This window comes from Streptomyces sp. SID5464, from assembly GCF_009862985.1.
Taxonomy (GTDB): domain Bacteria; phylum Actinomycetota; class Actinomycetes; order Streptomycetales; family Streptomycetaceae; genus Streptomyces; species Streptomyces chartreusis_D.
The window spans coordinates 54,889-72,123 of record NZ_WWIQ01000061.1; the positions used below are offsets into that span (position 1 = coordinate 54,889).

Here is a 17,235-nt window from a genome sequence, read left to right on the forward strand (position 1 = left end):
GCACGGCGGGCCGCCTCCGGCGCGGACGGGCGAGTCCGTCCCGGCGGCGGCCACGGGCCCGACCGCCCGGGGCGCCGGGAGCACGGTGGAGGACCCGGCCCAGCCGTCCGTGTCCCAGCCGGCGGCAGACGGCACCGTGAGCGCCGTGATCCCGGCCGGCAGCGCCGCGCACGGGGCCGGGAACGCCGCGCACGCGGCTGGGGGCGCCGTCCGTCAGTCGGCCCGGCACGCCGCGGCACCCGACGGTGCCGGCGATCCCGCCGCTTCCGACGCGGCCCTGCCGGAAACCGCCCTGCCGAGCCCCGCCCTGCTCCACACCGCCCCGACCGCCGCCCCCTCCGGTCTCCCCTGGGGCATCACCGTCCTGACGGCGGGTCTCGCCGTGGAGACGTACACGAGCCGTACCGCCCCCACGCCTCCCGACCTCACCTTCTCCGGCGCCTCCCCCGGCGTCCTGGCGGGCTGGGCGCTGGCCGCCGTCGGCCTGGCCCTGGCCGGTCCGGGCCTGACCCATCTGTGCGGGCGGCTGCTCCAGTCGGCCCGCCCCGGCGCCCTCCGGCTCCTGGCCGGCCGGATCCTCATGACGGAGGCCACCCGGATCGGCCGCCCCCTGGGCGTGGTCTGCGCCGTGCTCGCGGCGGCGTACGCCATGGCCCTGCTGCACGCCCCGGACGGACTGTCGCTCGGCCCGCTGACCACGCTCGGCGTGCTGCTGGTGACCGGCTGCACCGTGGCGACGCTCCTCATGGCCGCCGTCGAGGCCCGGCAGGCCCGCGCCGACACCACCGCCGCGCTGCTGCGCCTCGGCGCCCCCGGGAGGATGCTGCGCGGCGCCGCCGCCCTCCGCGCGGGCGCGCTGTTCGCCCTGTTCGGCCCGCTCACCCTGACCGTCGCCGAACTGGCGGCGCTGCCCCTGGCCCGCTGACCGACTCGGCTGAACAACTCGTACGAAAAAAAATCTCCGTCCGGCGATGAGTTCCGTGCCGGCCCCCGGTCTATCCCCGCGTAACGACACGGACCCGATGGGAGAGACCCCGCATGTACCAGCAGATGGTCTTCGTGAACCTGTGCGTCAGCGACCTCGGCGCCTCGAAGAAGTTCTTCACGGAACTCGGCTACCAGATCAACGAGCAGTTCAGCGACGACACCACCGCCTCGGTCGTGATCAGCGAGACCATCGTGGTGATGGTGCACACCAAGGAGAAGTACGCCCAGTTCACCAAGAAGGAGATCGCGGACCCGAAGAAGACCAGCGAGGTGCTGATCGCGCTGAGCTCCGAGAGCCGCGAGAAGGTCGACGAGCTGGTCGAGAAGGCGGTCGCGGCGGGCGGTTCCGTCTCCGGCGAGACGCAGGACCACGGGTTCATGTACGGCCGCGCCTTCGACGACCCGGACGGCCACACCTTCGAGGTCGTGTGGATGGACCCGGCGGCCGTCGAGGGCTGAGCGGCGCTGTGCCAGCATGGGCGCGTGCAGACGATGCCCGCCCATGCGGCCCACCATGACGACCGTGAGATCGAGACGCTGGAGGAGTTCGACGCCACCGTCTCGGCGCGCGGCACGCTCGCCGGTCACCGCGTCCAGGCCGTCGACCTGACGGACCGTACGCGCGAACTGCTCAGCACGGACACGGCGGGCGCCGTCTTCCTCGGCTGCGCGATGCGCGAGGAGGCCGCCGCGAAGGTCCGCACGGACGGCGCCCTGGTCTTCCCGCCGGTCCCGGACCTGCCCTTCGACCCGTACCGGGGCCATGTGTACGCACCGGACGAGCTCTTCGCGTCGCTGCCGGACGGCTACGAGGCCACGCCCGACGCCCAGGCCTACGCCTGGTTCCAGCGCACGAAGGCGGACCGGGACATCTACGCCTCCATGCTGCGCGCGATCCACGACGACTCCGTCTCGGACGCGCTCGACGAACTCCTGTCCGGCGCCCGGGTCGTGGGCGTGATGGGCGGGCACGCGATGGCCCGTGGCACGGAGGAGTACGCGGGGGCGGCTCGGCTCGGCCGGGAGCTGGCCCGTGCCGGTCTCACGGTCGCCACGGGTGGCGGCCCGGGCGCGATGGAGGCCGCCAACCTGGGCGCCTACGCCGCCCCGTTCGGCGACGAGATGCTCACCGAGTCGCTCGAACTGCTCGCCAAGGCACCGCACTTCACGCCGTCGATCACGCAGTGGGCGACGGCCGCCTTCGAGATACGCACCCGCTGGCCGCAGGGCGGGCGTTCCGTGGGCATCCCGACCTGGTTCTACGGCCACGAGCCGCCCAACGCCTTCGCGTCGCACATCGCCAAGTACTTCGCCAACGCCACCCGTGAGGACGGCCTGCTGGCCCGGTCGAACGCGGGCGTGGTGTTCCTGCCGGGCGCCGCAGGCACCGTACAGGAGATCTTCGACAACGCGACGCCCAACTACTACGAGTCGCGCGGCGAGCCGACGCCGATGGTGCTCGTGAACCGCGCGCACTGGACGGAGCGGCTGCCGACGTGGTCACTGCTCCAGTCGCTGGCCAGGGGCCGTTCGATGGAGGCGCGGATCGCGCTCGTGGAGCGGATCGAGGAGGCGCCGGAGGCGTTGAAACGTCTCGGCGGTTAATAAGCTGGCAAAGCAAGTGCTTGCAACCTGCATATGCGTTGACACTACTTATGCGGCGCTTATAGACCTGGGAGCCTCCCGGTAGTGCTGATGCTCAGTCAACACTGCCTCCACCCCCCGCATTTGCGCATCCTGTAAAGGACAAACGTGGCAGTTCTGTCCGTATCACGCCGTACGGCTTCGCGCCGTACCGTCGCACGTTCCGTGCGGATCCTCGGTGTCGTCTCCGCCTCGGCCGCGCTCGCGCTCGGTGCCGCCGGCAACGCGCTCGCCTGCAACATCAACGAGTTCTCGGCCGAGGCGAAGTGCGATGGCGACAAGGGCGTCATCACCGTCACCGACGTGGACCCCGCCGGTGTCCCGGCGACCGTCACCGTGTACCTGGAGAACAAGGGGGCCGACGTGAAGAAGGTCGGCGAGCAGGTGGTCAAGGGCTCGCGCGAGGGCACCACCATCACCTTCGCCGAGAACTGGAAGCCGAACGCGGAGTACCGCATCCACGTCCAGGCCGCTCCGTACGTCGACGAGGACATCGACCCGAACCTCGTCACCCCGGCCACGGCCTGCAAGAAGGACGAGGAGAAGCCGCCGGCGACTCCCCCGGCCACGCCGACCCCGTCGGCCTCCCCCTCGAAGCCGGCCGAGGAGACGGACACCCCGGCTCCTTCGCCGTCGGAGAGCGAGAGCAGCACGCCGGCGGGCAACGCGCCCGCGCCCGCGGCCGGTGACTCCAACCTCGCCGAGACCGGCGCCAACTCCAACACCGGCATCATCGCCGGTGTCGCGGCGGCCCTGGTCGTCGTCGGTGGCGGCGCGGTGTTCTTCGGCATGCGCCGTCGTGGGGCGAAGAGCAGCGACAGCTGACGCCCGCACATCAGCGCCCGTTGGTGGCCCGTCCCTCTCGCGGGGGCGGGCCATCGCCTGTTCCGGCGCTAGCCGAACGTCGCCCGCTCCAGCCAGAACTCCAGCAGGTCCCGCTCCCCCAGCACCTCCAGCTCCGGGGAGTCCAGCGGCAGCCGGCGGTAGAACGCGAGCAGGACGGAGGTGAGCGGTCCGCGCAGGGCGACCGTGGCCTTCTCGTGGCCCCGGCGCCAGGTGACACCCTCCTCGGTGAGTTCGATGAGCCACTCGGCGTTCAGGCCGGGGCCGGTGTCGGTGGCGTGCAGATGGATGCTGCGGCCCGGGCCGCGCAGTTCCCCCACCGTGTCGTGGGGTGCCGTCCGCTGCACGTACTCCACGATCTGGAGCCACTCGTCGATCGCGTCGGCGGCCACCTCGGGCGCGACCTCGAAGGGCAGGCCGGCGGCGAGCGTGGCGTCCGCACGGTGCACGGTGATCTCGTGCGTCGCCCGGCGGGCCCAGAACCCGGAGTCGAGGATCCCCGCCCAGCCCCACACCTTCGTGTCCGGCCCGGCCTCCCGCAGCGCTGTGACGACCTGCTCGCCGCTCTCCGCCAGCCAGGCGTCCAGTACGGCGGCGTCGCCCCGGGTGCCGGGTCCGGCGAGGCCCGGCACCCGTTCCTCGGGCACCTCCTCCTCGGCCCGGGTCCGCACGATGAACTCCACCCAGCGCAGGGCACCGCCCAGGTGCCGGACCAGGTCCTCCAGCGACCAGTCCGGGCAGGTCGGCACCGGGCCGGACAGATCGGCGCCGGACGTCACCACGGACCTCAACAGAGCGACCTGGTGGGCGACTTCGTCGCAGTAACGGTCGTGCGTGAGTAGCGTCATGCCCCGCACCTTAGGCGGCAGCCGATCAGCCGAGCACCACGATTTCGGCCGCGTCGAACTCCACCCCGACCTCGTCCCCGGTCTCCGGCGCCGCCCGCAGCGCGCACGCCGCCTCCAGGCGCGGTGCGCCATCAGGCTGGAGGTGGACGGAGACATGGGTGCCCTTGAAGGTGCGCGCGGTCACCGTGCAGCGCAGGCCCGTGCCGGCCGGCACCAGGCGCACGCCCGCGGGCCGCACGAGCAGGGTCCGGGTGCCCTGCGGGGCGCCCTCCGGCACCGGCACCTTGCCCCACGGCGTGTCCGCGGCCTCCGCCCCGACCGTCGCCTCGACGACGTTCTCGAAGCCGAGGAAGCGGGCGACGAACGCGTCGGCCGGCCGCTGCCACACCTGGAGCGGCGTACCGGACTGGGCGATCCTGCCGTCCCGCATCACCACGACCCGGTCGGCCAGCGCGAAGGCCTCCCCCTGGTCGTGCGTCACGGCGAGCACGGTGGTGCCCAACCGGCCGAACAGCTCCTTCAGTTCGACGACGAGCCGCTCCCTGAGCGACCGGTCGAGCTGGCCCAGCGGCTCGTCCAGCATCAGCAACCGGGGGCTCGGTGCCAACGCCCGGGCCAGCGCGACCCGTTGCTGCTCCCCGCCGGACAGCGCGGCGACGGCCCGGCGGGACGCGCCCGGCAGCCCGACCAGGTCCAGCAACTCCTGTACACGGTCGGCCTGTTGCCGCTTCGACGCCCCGTGCATACGCAGTCCGAAGGCGACGTTGCCGCCCACGTCCCGCTGCGGGAACAGCTGGTGGTCCTGGAACATCAGCCCGACCCCGCGCCGGTGCGCGGGCACGCCCACCTGGTCGCGCCCGTCGAGCGCCACCCGCCCGGAGTCGAGCGGCTGGAGCCCCGCCACCGCCCGCAGCAGCGTCGACTTGCCGCTGCCGCTGGGCCCGAGCACACACACGATCTCGTGCTCGGCGACCTCAAGGTCGACGGCGTCCAGCACGGCACGCCCGCCGAAACGGACCGTCGCACCTTCCAGAGCCAGCAGCATCAGAACTCCCCGGTCCGGTCCGTGCGAAGCCTCTCCAGCACCAGCAGGGCCACGGCGCACACCACCATCAGAATCGTCGAAAGGGCCATCGCCTGGCCGTAGTTCAGCTCCCCGGGCCGCCCCAGCAGCCGCGCCACGGCCACCGGCAGCGTCGGGTTGTCGGGCCGCGCGATGAACACCGTCGCCCCGAACTCCCCGAGCGACACGGCGAAGGCGAACCCGGCCGCGATCAGCAGCGCCCGCCGCACCATCGGCAGATCCACCTCACGCCACACCCGCCAGGGCGAGGCCCCCAGCACCGAGGCCGCCTCCCGCAACCGCACGTCCACCGCCCGCAGTACGGGCAGCATCGTCCGCACGACGAACGGCACACCGACCAGCGCCTGCGCGAGCGGCACCAGGATCCACGAGGACCTCAGATCGAGCGGCGGCGCGTCGAGGGCGATCAGGAACCCGAACCCGACGGTCACCGCGGACACCCCGAGCGGCAGCATCAGCAGGGCGTCGAAGCCGCGCACGAACCGCCCGGCGTCCCGGCGGGTGAGCGCGACGGCGGCAAGACCGCCGATCACCACGGCGATGAGCGTGGCGGCTACGGCGTACGACAGCGAGTTGCCGATGGCCTCGATCGGCGGGACGAGGAACACTCCCCCGTCCTCGCGGGTCAGCGCCCGGTAGTAGCCGAAGCCGGGGGCGTCCAGGGATCGCTGCACCAGCACGGCGAGCGGCAGCAGGAGCAGCACGGATACGGTGACGAGCACCCCGCCCAGCAGCGCCCACTGCCCCGTGCCACGCGGCCGGCGCGCGGTCACGGACGGGTCCACCAGCCGCAGCGCGGTCTCCCGCCGCCGTACGGTCCAGGCGTGCAGGGCGAGGATCGCGCCCACGGCGACGAACTGGATCAGCGTCAGCACGGCGGCCGTGGACAGGTCGAAGATCTCCGACGTCTGCCGGTAGATCTCCACCTCCAGGGTCGAGAAGGTGGGCCCGCCGAGGATCTGGACGACACCGAAGGAGGTGAAGGTGAACAGGAAGACCATGAGCGCGGCGGCGGCCACGGCGGGCGCGAGCGCCGGCAGCGTGACCTGCCGCCAGGCCCTCAGCGGCGACGCCCCGAGCATCCGCGCGGCCTCCTCCTGCCGCGGGTCGAGCTGCGCCCAGAGCCCGCCGACGGTCCGGACGACGACCGCGTAGTTGAAGAAGACGTGCGCGAGCAGGATCGCCCACACGGTGGTGTCCAGCCGCACGCCCCACAGCTCGTCGAGCAGTCCGCCGCGCCCGACCAGCGCCAGGAACGCCGTACCGACGACGACCGTCGGCAGCACGAACGGCACGGTCACCACGGCCCGCAGGACCTGCTTGCCGCGGAAGTCGAAGCGCGCGAAGACATACGCGCCGGGCAGCGCGACCAGCAGGGTGAGTGCCGTCGAGACGATCGCCTGCCAGGTGGTGAACCACAGCACGTGCCGGACGTCGGACTGCGCCAGCACCTCGCCGATCCGCCCGAACCGCCAGACCCCGTCGACCTTCAGGCCGCGCGCGACGATCGCGGCGACGGGGTAGGCGAAGAAGACGGCGAAGAACGCGACGGGCACGGCGATGAGCCCGAGCCGCGCCGCGCTCCCGCGCCGGTCCCTGCGGACGGTTACCTCAGTACGAGTGAGGTCCACGACTTGACCCACTGGTCACGGTTGTCGGCGATCTTCGCCGGGTCCATGGTCTCCGGGTCCTTGGCCTGCGGCCCGTACTTCACGAACTCCGGGGGGACCTGGGCGCCCTCGCGCACCGGGTACACGTACATGTTGAGCGGCATGTCCTCCTGGAACCGCTCGCTGATCAGGAAGTCGAGGAACGCCTTGCCGCCCTTGCTGTTCTTGGCGTTGCTCAGCAGCCCGGCGTACTCGACCTGCCGGAAGCAGGTGCCCTGCGCGACCCCGGTCGGTGCGGTGCTGGGCTTCGGGTCGGCGTAGACGACCTCGACGGGCGGCGAGGAGGCGTACGACACGACGAGCGGCCGGTCCCCCTTGGCCTTCTTGCCGCCGGCCGAGCCGGAGAACTCCTCGTTGTAGGCCTGTTCCCAGCCGTCGACGACCTTCGCGCCGTTGGCCTTGAGCTTCTTCCAGTACCCCTCCCAGCCGGCGTCGCCGTACTTCGCGGCGGTGCCCAGCAGGAAGCCCAGGCCGGGCGAGGAGGTCGACGCGTTCTCGGTGACCAGGAGGTTCTTGTACTGGGGCTTGACCAGGTCGTCGAAGCTGCGCGGCGGGTCGAGCTTGTGGTCGGCGAAGTACTTCTTGTCGTAGTTGACGCAGATGTCACCCGTGTCGATCGGAGTGACCCGGTGCTTGCCCTGGTCCGCCCGGTACTCCGGCGCGATCCGGTCCGAGCCCTTCGGCTCGTACGGCTGGAACAGGCCGTTGTCGAGGGCGCGGGACAGCAGCGTGTTGTCGACGCCGAAGAAGACGTCGCCCTGCGGGTTGTCCTTGGTCAGGATGGCCTTGTTCACGGCCTGCCCGGCGTCGCCGTCCTTGAGGACCCTGACCTTGTAGCCGGACTGCTTCTCGAAGGCCGCGATGACGTCCTTCGAGGCGGCCCACGAGTCGTGGCTGACGAGGGTCACGGTCTTGGAGTCGCCTGACCCCTGGCCGCCGTCGGACGACCCGCACGCGGCGAGTGTGCCGGCCATGCCGAGACCGACGACCACCGCCGTCAGCCGCTTTGTGGTGATGCTCACTGGATTCCTCCTGGAGGACCAGGAGAAGACGCGGCCCTGCCCGGGATCTCTGGGAATCCCGGGCAGGGCGCAACAGCTCGAGTGGAGACCGATCTCCCTACCCAGAATGACCTGGGCCAGGTTCGGAGGGTCTGCGGCCGTGTGCCGCACTCTCAGCGCTGTGGCGCTCCCCTGTCGGAATATGAAGGTGTCGGATATGCAGGTGCGGAGTATGCGGGTGTGCTTACGCCGGTCAGACTACCGTTCGGTGGCCGCGAGCTGACCACACGCCCCGTCGATCTCCTGACCACGGGTGTCCCGGATCGTCACCGGCACACCATGGGCCGCGATCGCCTCCACGAACGCCTTCTCGTCCTCGGGCCGCGAGGCGGTCCACTTGGAGCCGGGCGTCGGGTTGAGCGGGATCAGGTTCACGTGCACGGGCCTGCCCTTGAGCATGCGACCGAGCCGGTCACCGCGCCAGGCCTGATCGTTGATGTCCCGGATCAGCGCGTACTCGATGGACAGTCGGCGCCCGGACTTCGCCGCGTACTCGAACCCGGAGTCGAGGACCTCGCGCACCTTCCACCGCGTGTTCACGGGGACGAGGGTGTCGCGCAGCTCGTCGTCGGGGGCGTGCAGCGAGATCGCGAGGCGGCACTTGAGGCCCTCGTCCGCGAACCGGTGGATGGCCGGGACGAGACCGACCGTCGAGACCGTGATCCCGCGCTGCGAGAGCCCCAGCCCGTCGGGCTCGGGGTCGGTCAGCCGCCGGATGGCGCCGAGGACCCGGTTGTAGTTGGCGAGCGGCTCACCCATGCCCATGAACACGATGTTGCTGAGCCGCGCCGGGCCGCCCGGCACCTCGCCGTCCCTGAGCGCCCGCATACCGTCCACGATCTGGTGCACGATCTCGGCGGTGGACAGGTTCCGGTCGAGCCCCGCCTGCCCGGTCGCACAGAACGGGCAGTTCATCCCGCACCCGGCCTGCGAGCTGATGCACATCGTCACCCGGTCCGGGTAGCGCATCAGCACGGACTCGACGAGCGTCCCGTCGAACAGCCGCCACAGCGTCTTGCGCGTGGTGCCCTGGTCGGTCGACAGATGCCGCACGACGGACATCAGATCGGGAAGCAGCGCCTCCTGGAGCCGACCGCGGGAGCCGGCCGGAATGTCCGTCCACTGCTCCGGATCGTGCGCGTACCGCGCGAAGTAGTGCTGCGAGAGCTGCTTGGCACGAAACGGCTTCTCCCCGACAGCGGCAACGGCCTCCTTGCGCTCGGCAGGAGTGAGGTCGGCGAGATGCCGCGGCGGCTTCTTGGCTCCGCGCGGGGCGACGAAAGTGAGTTCTCCGGGCTTAGGCATGGCTCAACCAGTGTCGCAGATCGATTTGGGTGACCTGCGACCGCTGCCCTTCGCCTGCCCTCAGCCGACTACCCCGCGTGCTCCAGCCGGTCCTTGAGGAGCTGCTCGTTGCGGGGCAGTTCCTTGCGGACCTGGGGGCGTACGACGAGCGGGACGAGGACCTTGCCGACGCCGTGGCCCTCGAAGTCGATCTCGATCGTCACGTGGGAGCGCTGCCCCTCGTCGAACGGCTCGACCTCGCCGTGCACCCGTGCCCGGACAGGGCCGTCGACACCTCGCATACCCCAGCTGTGCGGCGGGTCGTACTCCGTGACCTCCATGGTCATCGGCATGATCCGGCGGCCGACGTGCCGGGTGACCCGCATCCGGGAGCCGACGCCGAACGGCCCCTCGTCAAGTCGTTCCGCGGACACGGCGCTCAGCTGCCACTCCGGCAGCCGCGGGGCGTCCATGAGGTAGTCGTACACATCTTCGGGACGCCGGTCGACATCGATGCTCTGTCGAATACTGGACATGTTGCTCCCCTTTGCGACGTACACCTGAATCGTCCCACTTGGTGACGTCGCAGGCACCCCGCACAACGACAGCGAGCCCCCGCCGACATCGGACGGGAGCTCGCCGTAAAGGCTGCGGAAGCCGCAACAGAAGCCGCAAGGGCCGTGAAAGCCGTAATCGCCTCAGCCCGACCCCACGAAGAGCACGAGCAACAGCCACACCACCGGAGCCGTCGGCAGCAGCGAGTCCAGCCGGTCCATGATGCCGCCGTGCCCGGGCAGCAGCGTGCCCATGTCCTTGATGCCGAGGTCCCGCTTGATCATGGACTCGCCGAGGTCCCCCAGCGTGGCGCTGACCGCGACCGCGAGGCCGAGCACCAGGCCCTGCCACCAGGCACCGTCGTCGATGAGGAACTGCATGCACAGCGCGCCCACGACCATCGCGAAGGAGACCGCGCCGAGCAGACCCTCGCGGGTCTTGCCGGGGCTGATGCGCGGGGCGAGCTTGTGCCGGCCGAAGCGCCAGCCGACCGCGTAGGCACCGGTGTCGCTGACGACCGTGAGCAGCAGGAACGTGAGCACCCGCTGCGGCCCGTCGTCCGCCGTCAGCATCATCGCGACGAACGTCGCCAGGAACGGCACGTAGAACGCCGCGAAGACGCCCGCTGTGACGTCCCGGAGGTAGTTCTCGGGCGGTTCCGTCATGCGCCACACGAGCACGGCCAGTGCCGTGAGCGCCATGGCGACCCAGGCGCCCTCGGCGCCCCGGACGTACCCGGCGACGACCATCGCGGCACCGCCGAGCGCGAGCGGCACGAGGGGGGCCCGGATGCCCTTGCGTTCGTCCAGCCGCTTGGTCAGCTCCCACAGGCCCACCACGACGGCGACCGCGATCACGCCGACGAACACGGCCTTGACGACGAACAGCGACGCGACGATCACCACGCCGAGCCCGACCCCGACCCCTATCGCGGCACTCAGGTCGCGACCCGCGCTCTTCTTCTGCGGCTCGGGTGCCGGCTCTACGGCGTCGGGCATGGGCTCCGGCTTCGTCTCGTTTCGGACCGGGGAGCCGCTCAGCCGAGCAGCCCCCCGGTCGTCATCCTGGTTTCCGCCGTATTCGGCTCCGTCGGGCACGATGGGCATGGGGCGAGTCTGAGGCGCTTCATGCGCATCGTAAGCGGGACCCGCCGGAGCGGCTCCCTGGACGTGCCCATGGCCAGGGCTGTGGGCGTGCCCATGGCCATGCCCTTGGTCGGTGGGCCCCCAGTACCCGGCCTGTGGCGGCGCCCCCCAGGAAGAGTCGTTCATCAGACCTCGAGCAGCTCCGCTTCCTTGTGCTTCAGGAGCTCGTCCACCTGCGCGACGTACTTCGCGGTGGTGTCGTCGAGCTCCTTCTCCGCACGGCGGCCCTCGTCCTCGCCGACCTCGCCGTCCTTGATCAGCTTGTCGATGGCGTCCTTGGCCTTGCGGCGCACGGAGCGGATGGAGACCTTGGCGTCCTCACCCTTGCTCTTGGCGACCTTGATGTACTCGCGGCGGCGCTCCTCGGTCAGCTCGGGGAACACCACCCGGATGATGTTGCCGTCGTTGCTCGGGTTGACGCCCAGGTCGGAGTCACGGATGGCCTGCTCGATGTTGCGCAGCGCGCTCTTGTCGAACGGGGTCACCACGGCCATGCGCGGCTCGGGCACCGAGAACGAGGCCAGCTGGTTGATCGGGGTCGGCGCACCGTAGTACTCGGCCACGATCTTGTTGAACATCGCCGGGTGCGCACGGCCGGTGCGGATCGCGGCGAAGTCCTCCTTGGCGACCACGACGGCCTTCTCCATCTTCTCCTCGGCCTCGAGGAGGGTCTCTTCGATCACCACTTGCTCCTGCGTGTCTTGAGTAGGCCCGGCTGCGGTTCCATGTGGGGCGGCGGCCGGCTGCGTCGCGTCTTCTTCCTGCACGGTTCCCGACCGGCGGAACATTGTCCATCCCCCGGCCCGGCTCCGTCCCGTCCGTCCCCCGGACGGGGTTGTTCTCGGTCTCAGTCCCGGCTGCCGGGGTCCCCCACCAGCGTGCCGATCTTCTCACCCTTGACGGCACGCCCGATGTTGCCCTCCGCCAGCAGCTCGAAGACCACGATAGGGAGCTTGTTGTCGCGGCACAGCGTCACGGCCGTGGCGTCGGCGACCTTCAGGTCGCGCGTGATGACCTCGCCGTAGCCGAGGTGGTCGAACTTCACCGCGTCCGGGTTGGTCTTCGGGTCGGAGTCGTAGACCCCGTCCACGCCGTTCTTGCCCATCAGCAGCGCCTCGGCGTCGATCTCCAGGGCGCGCTGGGCGGCGGTGGTGTCGGTGGAGAAGTACGGCATGCCCATACCGGCGCCGAAGATGACCACGCGGCCCTTCTCCAGGTGCCGCACGGCGCGCAGCGGGATGTAGGGCTCGGCGACCTGGCCCATGGTGATGGCGGTCTGCACCCGGCAGTCCACCCCCACCTTCTCCAGGAAGTCCTGGAGGGCCAGGCAGTTCATGACGGTGCCGAGCATGCCCATGTAGTCGGAGCGGGCCCGGTCCATGCCGCGCTGCTGGAGCTCGGCACCGCGGAAGAAGTTGCCGCCGCCGATGACGACCGCGATCTGCGCACCGTCGCGCACGACGGCCGCGATCTCGCGGGCGATCTTGTGCACCACGTCGGGGTCGACGCCCAGGCCCCCACCGCCGGAGAAGGCCTCTCCGGACAGCTTCAGCAGAAACCGGCCGCGCACTTTGCCATCGTCGCTCTTCTGGGCCTTCGTGGTCATGGGGGATCCCGCCTCTTTCACGTGTTGCACATACGAAGAAGGCCATTGCCGGTGGGGCGTGGTTCGCATCCCATACGGCAATGGCCTCCTCGTCAGATCTGCTGTCGTCCGCCACCCCTGTGACGGCGTACCCGGACGACTGCTGCCGACCCTATCGGGCTCGGGCGTCGATCGCGGTACTGACTCAGATGCCGACCTTGATGCGCGAGAAGCGCTTCAGGGTGACACCGGCCTCGTCCAGGACCTTCTGGACGGACTTCTTGTTGTCGAGCGCGTAGGGCTGGCCGAGCAGCGTGGCGTCCTTGAAGAAGCCGTTGAGGCGGCCCTCGACGATCTTCGGCAGGGCGGCCTCGGGCTTGCCCTCGGCGCGGGTGGTCTCCTCGGCGACGCGGCGCTCGGACTCGACGACCTCGGCCGGGACGTCCTCCTTGGAGAGGTACTTCGGCGCGAAGGCGGCGATGTGCTGGGCGACGCCCTTGGCGATCTCCGCGTTCGGCTTGTCCAGCTCGACGAGGACACCGATCTGCGGGGGCAGGTCGGGCATCGTGCGGTGCATGTACGCCGTCACGTAGCCGTCGGCGAACTGGGCGAAGCGGTCCAGGACGATCTTCTCGCCCAGGTTGGCGTTGGCCTCGTCCACGAACGCCTGGACGGTCTTGCCGGCCTCGATCTCGGAGGCGAGCAGGGCCTCGAGGTCGGCCGGGGAGGTCTTGGCGACGTGCTCGGCGATGGCCGTGGCCACGGCCTGGAACTTCTCGCCCTTGGCGACGAAGTCCGTCTCGCACTTCAGCTCGACGAGGACACCGGAGGAGTTGTCGTCGGCGATGATCGAGACGACGGCACCGTTCTCGGCGGAACGGCCCTCGCGCTTGGCGACGCCCTTCTGGCCCTTGATGCGGAGCGCCTCGACGGCCTTCTCGACGTTGCCCTCGGCCTCGTCCAGCGCCTTCTTGCAGTCCATCATGCCGGCGCCCGTGAGCTCACGGAGCTTCTTGACGTCGGCGGCGGTGTAGTTCGCCATGAGTCTGTGAATCTCTCTCGAAGTCTGGAAGATCGAAGATCTGCGGTGCGCTCCCATGGAGGCAGGAAGCGCTGTCCTGCCGCTGACCTACGGGTGAACGGCGGGAGCGGACTTCACCGCGCCGAAGCGCTGGTGATGCTGTGGCGCTCCCGCCGTCAACTCGGACTGACGGGTCAGGCCTGCTCGGCCTCGGCGGCCTTCTCGCCCTCGGCCGGCTTCTCGGCCTCGGCGGCGGGGGCGGCCTCGGCGGCCGGAGCAGCCTCGGCGGCCGGAGCGGCCTCAGCGGCGGGGGCAGCCTCGTCGGCCTTCTTCTCGCCCTCGAGCAGGTCGCGCTCCCACTCGGCCAGCGGCTCGCCCGCGGCCTTCTCGCCCTTGCCCTCGGTGGCGACACCGCTGCGGGCGATGAGGCCCTCGGCGACGGCGTCGGCGATGACGCGGGTGAGCAGGGTGACGGAGCGGATCGCGTCGTCGTTGCCCGGGATCTTGTAGTCGACCTCGTCGGGGTCGCAGTTGGTGTCGAGGATCGCGACGACCGGGATGTTCAGCTTCCGGGCCTCACCAACGGCGATGTGCTCCTTCTTGGTGTCCACGATCCAGACGGCGCTGGGCACCTTCTGCATCTCGCGGATACCGCCGAGGGTCTTCTCCAGCTTGGCCTTCTCGCGCGAGAGCACGAGAAGCTCCTTCTTGGTCAGACCGGACGCGGCGACGTCCTCGAAGTCGATCTGCTCGAGCTCCTTGAGGCGCTGCAGACGCTTGTAGACGGTCGAGAAGTTGGTGAGCATGCCGCCCAGCCAGCGCTGGTTGACGTAGGGCATGCCGACGCGGGTGGCCTGCTCGGCGATGGCCTCCTGCGCCTGCTTCTTCGTGCCGACGAACATGACCGTGCCGCCGTGGGCGACGGTCTCCTTGACGAACTCGTAGGCGCGGTCGATGTACGACAGCGACTGGAGCAGGTCGATGATGTAGATGCCGTTGCGCTCCGTGAAGATGAAGCGCTTCATCTTCGGGTTCCAACGACGGGTCTGGTGACCGAAGTGGACGCCGCTCTCCAGCAGCTCCCGCATCGTGACGACGGCCATGGCCGTATCTCCTTGTGCTTCTCGGTTGTGCCGCGGCTGCCGGATGGCTTCCGCGCCTGACGCCCACTGCGCGCCGTGCCACGAGGGACCGAGGGGCGCTGATACGGCCCGTTGCCGGGGTGCGTATCGGGGCGTGCGAAGTCGACCCGGTGACCCGGATCGCCACCAGAAGTGTACGGGACCCGCGGCGCCCCGGGTGACGCCGTTGTCCACAACCCGACTGCGGTCCACAGCCGCGGCCTGTGACGAGCGGCGGTCCGGGACGCTTTCCGCATGCGAGCGAAGCGATGTGTGCGTGTGTGTACGCGGCTGATCCTGCTGCTGGTCGTGACGGTGACGGCCCTGCTGGCCCCGCCGCCGCCCCTGTTCGCGGCCGGTTCACCGGTCGCGGACGTCACCGTGCCGGCAGTGGGACGCACATGGCCCGTCGGATTGCGCCCCCGGGTCGTGCGCGGTTGGGAGCCCCCGGCGAGCGTGTACGGCCCGGGCCACCGGGGCGTCGACCTGACGGCAGCCCCGGGGACGCCGGTACGGGCGGTGGCGGCGGGCCGGGTGTCCTTCGCGGGCCGGGTGGCCGGAAAGGGAGTGGTCTCGGTGGAACTCACCGGGACGGGCGACCCACCGCTGCGCACGACGTACGAACCGGTGACGGCGACGGTTGAGGAGGGCGACGAGGTCGGACCGGGCGAGGTGATCGGCACGGTGGACGCGACGGGCTCGCACTGCACCGCTGCGTGCGTGCACTGGGGCCTGCGCCGCGGCGAGACCTACCTGAACCCGCTGGCGCTTCTCCCGCCCTGGCTCCTGCACAGGGGCCCGTCGAGGCTGTTGCCGGTCCATTGACCAGCTGCGGGCAGTCGTGCCCGGACGAGGCTCAGCCCCGCACACCCCGCAGGGCCATGTTCACCGCGGCATCCGCGACAACGTCCGGCTCCTCCGCAGCCCCCAGCTCGATCCGCCGAACCGCCGCGTCCACGACCCCCTGCACCAGCATCGCCGCCAGCCGAGGCTGCTCGTGCCCCATCTCGCCCAGCGCCTCGACGATCATCGCGACCAGCCCACCATGCGCCGCCCGGATCTTCTCCCGGGCCCCGGCGTCCAGCTCACTCGCCGAGATCGCCACCACGGCCCGATGCCGCCGGTCCCCCACCAGTTCCAGCTGCTGCCGCACATACGCCTCGACCTTGGCCTCGGCCGTCCCCGCCCGCTCCATCGCCGCCGACACGTCCGCGGCCCAGACGGGAAAGTCGACCTCGCACAGCTCCTCGACCACGGCCGCCCGTGACCGGAAGTACTCGTAGACGGACGACCGCGCGAGCCCCGTCCGCTCGGCGAGGGCCGGGAAGGTCAGCGCCTCCGTACCGCCCTCGGACAACAAGGAACGAGCCGCGTCCAGCAGGGCGGCTCGCTGCATCGACCGGTGCTCGGCCACGGAGGCCGCTCGAATCCTTGGCACGTCAACCACTCTACGGACGCGCCGGGCCCGGCGGGAGTGGCTCCCGCCGACCCGTCGCCATCCGGCCAGGTCAGCGGCCGAAGCTCGCCAGTTTCGCTCTCAGCTGGAGCACCGACTTGGTGTGGATCTGGCTGACCCGGCTCTCGGTCACGCCCAGCACGTTCCCGATCTCGGCCAGCGTGAGCCCCTCGTAGTAGTACAGCGTGACCACGGTCTTCTCCCGCTCGGGCAGCGTGTTGATCGCCCGGGCGAGGAACCTGCGCAGTTCCCGGTCCTCGGCGACCTCCACGGGGTTGTCGGCGGCGGTGTCCTCCAGCGTGTCCATGACGCTCAGGCCGTCGCCGCCCTCCGCTCCGCCGTGCAGCAGCTCCTCCAGGGCCACCACGTTGGCCAGCGACAACTGGCTGAAGACCGCGTGGAGTTCCTCCACCGCGATGCCCATCTCGGAGGCCACCTCGCCCTCCGTCGGCGTCCGCCGCAGCCGCGCCTCCAGCGTGGCGTACGCGCGCTCCACGTTGCGCGCCTTCTGCCGCACCGACCGGGGGATCCAGTCCAGCGCCCGCAGCTCGTCGATCATCGCGCCCCGGATCCGGGTGATCGCGTACGTCTCGAACTTGATCTCGCGGTCGATGTCGAACTTCTCGATCGCGTCGATCAGCCCGAACACCCCGGACGAGACGAAGTCCGCCTGCTCGACGTTGGACGGCAGGCCCACGCTGACCCGGCCGGCGACGTACTTCACGAGCGGCGAGTAGTGCAGGATCAACTGCTCCCGCAGCCGCTCGTCCCCCGTCGCCTTGTAGGACCGCCACAGCTCGTCGAGCGTCGAGGGAGCGGGCGGCCGCACGCTGCCACCGTCACGGGCGGCTGGGGGGATCGCCGCCCGGTCGGACCCGGAGGTGTGCTGGGGCATTCGTCGCCTTGTGCCGTTCTGCTGCGGAGTGGTGCT

At 70.6% G+C, this 17,235-nt stretch carries 17 protein-coding genes, 1 pseudogene and 1 riboswitch; of the genes and pseudogenes, 5 read left to right on the forward strand and 13 right to left on the reverse strand.

All coding sequences use genetic code 11. The annotated features are described in order from the left end of the window. From GTY47_RS41360 to GTY47_RS30755, 4 genes and pseudogenes are all read left to right on the forward strand, one after another. Window positions 1-925: pseudogene (locus GTY47_RS41360) on the forward strand (hypothetical protein); the annotation flags it as partial. Between the two features lie 113 nt (window positions 926-1,038). Continuing rightward, entirely contained in the window at window positions 1,039-1,446 is a 408-nt protein-coding gene (locus GTY47_RS30745) for a VOC family protein (protein WP_010044432.1), read from the forward strand. Between the two features lie 24 nt (window positions 1,447-1,470). Then, window positions 1,471-2,592 carry an LOG family protein gene (locus GTY47_RS30750; protein WP_010044433.1) on the forward strand — a complete coding sequence of 374 codons (1,122 nt, stop codon included), beginning with the start codon at window positions 1,471-1,473 and terminating at the stop codon, window positions 2,590-2,592. 204 nt (window positions 2,593-2,796) lie between these two features. Continuing rightward, window positions 2,797-3,456 (forward strand): LAETG motif-containing sortase-dependent surface protein, encoded by a 660-nt coding sequence (locus GTY47_RS30755; RefSeq protein WP_010044434.1) that lies wholly within the window; start codon window positions 2,797-2,799, stop codon window positions 3,454-3,456. A 68-nt stretch (window positions 3,457-3,524) separates the two neighbouring features. Here GTY47_RS30755 and GTY47_RS30760 read toward each other — a convergent pair whose 3' ends face one another. The 11 genes from GTY47_RS30760 to rpsB form a co-directional block, all read right to left on the reverse strand. Next, a complete protein-coding gene (locus GTY47_RS30760) occupies window positions 3,525-4,322 on the reverse strand; it encodes a maleylpyruvate isomerase family mycothiol-dependent enzyme (RefSeq protein WP_010044435.1) in 798 nt (265 codons plus the stop codon). 25 nt (window positions 4,323-4,347) lie between these two features. Beyond that, entirely contained in the window at window positions 4,348-5,367 is a 1,020-nt protein-coding gene (locus GTY47_RS30765) for an ABC transporter ATP-binding protein (protein ID WP_010044436.1), read from the reverse strand. Beyond that, entirely contained in the window at window positions 5,367-7,037 is a 1,671-nt protein-coding gene (locus GTY47_RS30770; protein ID WP_086012563.1) for an iron ABC transporter permease, read from the reverse strand. The genes GTY47_RS30765 and GTY47_RS30770 overlap by 1 nt, the downstream gene beginning before the upstream one ends. Then, complete coding sequence (locus GTY47_RS30775) at window positions 7,013-8,050, reverse strand: thiamine ABC transporter substrate-binding protein (protein WP_202458869.1); 1,038 nt, start codon at window positions 8,048-8,050, stop codon at window positions 7,013-7,015. The genes GTY47_RS30770 and GTY47_RS30775 overlap by 25 nt, the downstream gene beginning before the upstream one ends. A 124-nt stretch (window positions 8,051-8,174) precedes the next feature. After that, window positions 8,175-8,281, reverse strand: a riboswitch (TPP riboswitch). Window positions 8,282-8,335: 54 nt separating this feature from the next. After that, window positions 8,336-9,442 (reverse strand): 23S rRNA (adenine(2503)-C(2))-methyltransferase RlmN, encoded by a 1,107-nt coding sequence (gene rlmN, locus GTY47_RS30780; RefSeq protein ID WP_010044441.1) that lies wholly within the window; start codon window positions 9,440-9,442, stop codon window positions 8,336-8,338. Window positions 9,443-9,510: 68 nt separating this feature from the next. Continuing rightward, window positions 9,511-9,957 carry an SRPBCC family protein gene (locus tag GTY47_RS30785; RefSeq protein WP_029181498.1) on the reverse strand — a complete coding sequence of 149 codons (447 nt, stop codon included), beginning with the start codon at window positions 9,955-9,957 and terminating at the stop codon, window positions 9,511-9,513. Between the two features lie 162 nt (window positions 9,958-10,119). Beyond that, window positions 10,120-11,247: a phosphatidate cytidylyltransferase gene (locus GTY47_RS30790; RefSeq protein ID WP_078602921.1), complete on the reverse strand. Its 1,128-nt coding sequence runs from the start codon at window positions 11,245-11,247 to the stop codon at window positions 10,120-10,122. Next, the gene (frr, locus tag GTY47_RS30795; protein ID WP_010044450.1) at window positions 11,247-11,804 is read right to left on the reverse strand and encodes a ribosome recycling factor; all 558 of its coding nucleotides are present in this window, start codon (window positions 11,802-11,804) and stop codon (window positions 11,247-11,249) included. Before frr ends, GTY47_RS30790 begins: the two co-directional genes overlap by 1 nt. A 164-nt stretch (window positions 11,805-11,968) precedes the next feature. Further along, complete coding sequence (pyrH, locus tag GTY47_RS30800) at window positions 11,969-12,727, reverse strand: UMP kinase (RefSeq protein WP_010044452.1); 759 nt, start codon at window positions 12,725-12,727, stop codon at window positions 11,969-11,971. Window positions 12,728-12,911: 184 nt separating this feature from the next. Then, entirely contained in the window at window positions 12,912-13,748 is an 837-nt protein-coding gene (tsf, locus tag GTY47_RS30805; protein ID WP_010044454.1) for a translation elongation factor Ts, read from the reverse strand. A gap of 173 nt (window positions 13,749-13,921) precedes the next feature. Then, window positions 13,922-14,830, reverse strand: coding sequence for a 30S ribosomal protein S2 (gene rpsB, locus GTY47_RS30810; protein WP_010044455.1), 909 nt, complete (start codon window positions 14,828-14,830; stop codon window positions 13,922-13,924). Window positions 14,831-15,103: 273 nt separating this feature from the next. Here rpsB and GTY47_RS30815 point away from each other — a divergent pair, with 273 nt between their 5' ends. Further along, window positions 15,104-15,673: a M23 family metallopeptidase gene (locus tag GTY47_RS30815; RefSeq protein ID WP_050810299.1), complete on the forward strand. Its 570-nt coding sequence runs from the start codon at window positions 15,104-15,106 to the stop codon at window positions 15,671-15,673. Between the two features lie 31 nt (window positions 15,674-15,704). On the opposite strand, the gene GTY47_RS30820 is transcribed toward GTY47_RS30815, so the two are convergent. Both GTY47_RS30820 and whiG read right to left on the reverse strand, forming a co-directional pair. Next, window positions 15,705-16,262 carry a TetR/AcrR family transcriptional regulator gene (locus tag GTY47_RS30820; RefSeq protein WP_029181499.1) on the reverse strand — a complete coding sequence of 186 codons (558 nt, stop codon included), beginning with the start codon at window positions 16,260-16,262 and terminating at the stop codon, window positions 15,705-15,707. Between the two features lie 94 nt (window positions 16,263-16,356). Further along, the gene (whiG, locus tag GTY47_RS30825; RefSeq protein ID WP_010044462.1) at window positions 16,357-17,199 is read right to left on the reverse strand and encodes an RNA polymerase sigma factor WhiG; all 843 of its coding nucleotides are present in this window, start codon (window positions 17,197-17,199) and stop codon (window positions 16,357-16,359) included. Window positions 17,200-17,235 lie beyond the last annotated feature (36 nt).

Coding starts and splice junctions, on each gene's coding strand:
- GTY47_RS30745 (WP_010044432.1), top strand. CDS start 1,039: ATGTACCAGCAGATGGTCTTCGTGAACCTGTGCGTCAGCGACCTCGGC.
- GTY47_RS30760 (WP_010044435.1), bottom strand. CDS start 4,322: ATGACGCTACTCACGCACGACCGTTACTGCGACGAAGTCGCCCACCAG.
- GTY47_RS30765 (WP_010044436.1), bottom strand. CDS start 5,367: ATGCTGCTGGCTCTGGAAGGTGCGACGGTCCGTTTCGGCGGGCGTGCC.
- GTY47_RS30775 (WP_202458869.1), bottom strand. CDS start 8,050: ATGGCCGGCACACTCGCCGCGTGCGGGTCGTCCGACGGCGGCCAGGGG.
- rlmN (WP_010044441.1), bottom strand. CDS start 9,442: ATGCCTAAGCCCGGAGAACTCACTTTCGTCGCCCCGCGCGGAGCCAAG.
- GTY47_RS30785 (WP_029181498.1), bottom strand. CDS start 9,957: ATGTCCAGTATTCGACAGAGCATCGATGTCGACCGGCGTCCCGAAGAT.
- GTY47_RS30790 (WP_078602921.1), bottom strand. CDS start 11,247: ATGAACGACTCTTCCTGGGGGGCGCCGCCACAGGCCGGGTACTGGGGG.
- pyrH (WP_010044452.1), bottom strand. CDS start 12,727: ATGACCACGAAGGCCCAGAAGAGCGACGATGGCAAAGTGCGCGGCCGG.
- tsf (WP_010044454.1), bottom strand. CDS start 13,748: ATGGCGAACTACACCGCCGCCGACGTCAAGAAGCTCCGTGAGCTCACG.
- rpsB (WP_010044455.1), bottom strand. CDS start 14,830: ATGGCCGTCGTCACGATGCGGGAGCTGCTGGAGAGCGGCGTCCACTTC.
- GTY47_RS30815 (WP_050810299.1), top strand. CDS start 15,104: ATGCGAGCGAAGCGATGTGTGCGTGTGTGTACGCGGCTGATCCTGCTG.
- whiG (WP_010044462.1), bottom strand. CDS start 17,199: ATGCCCCAGCACACCTCCGGGTCCGACCGGGCGGCGATCCCCCCAGCC.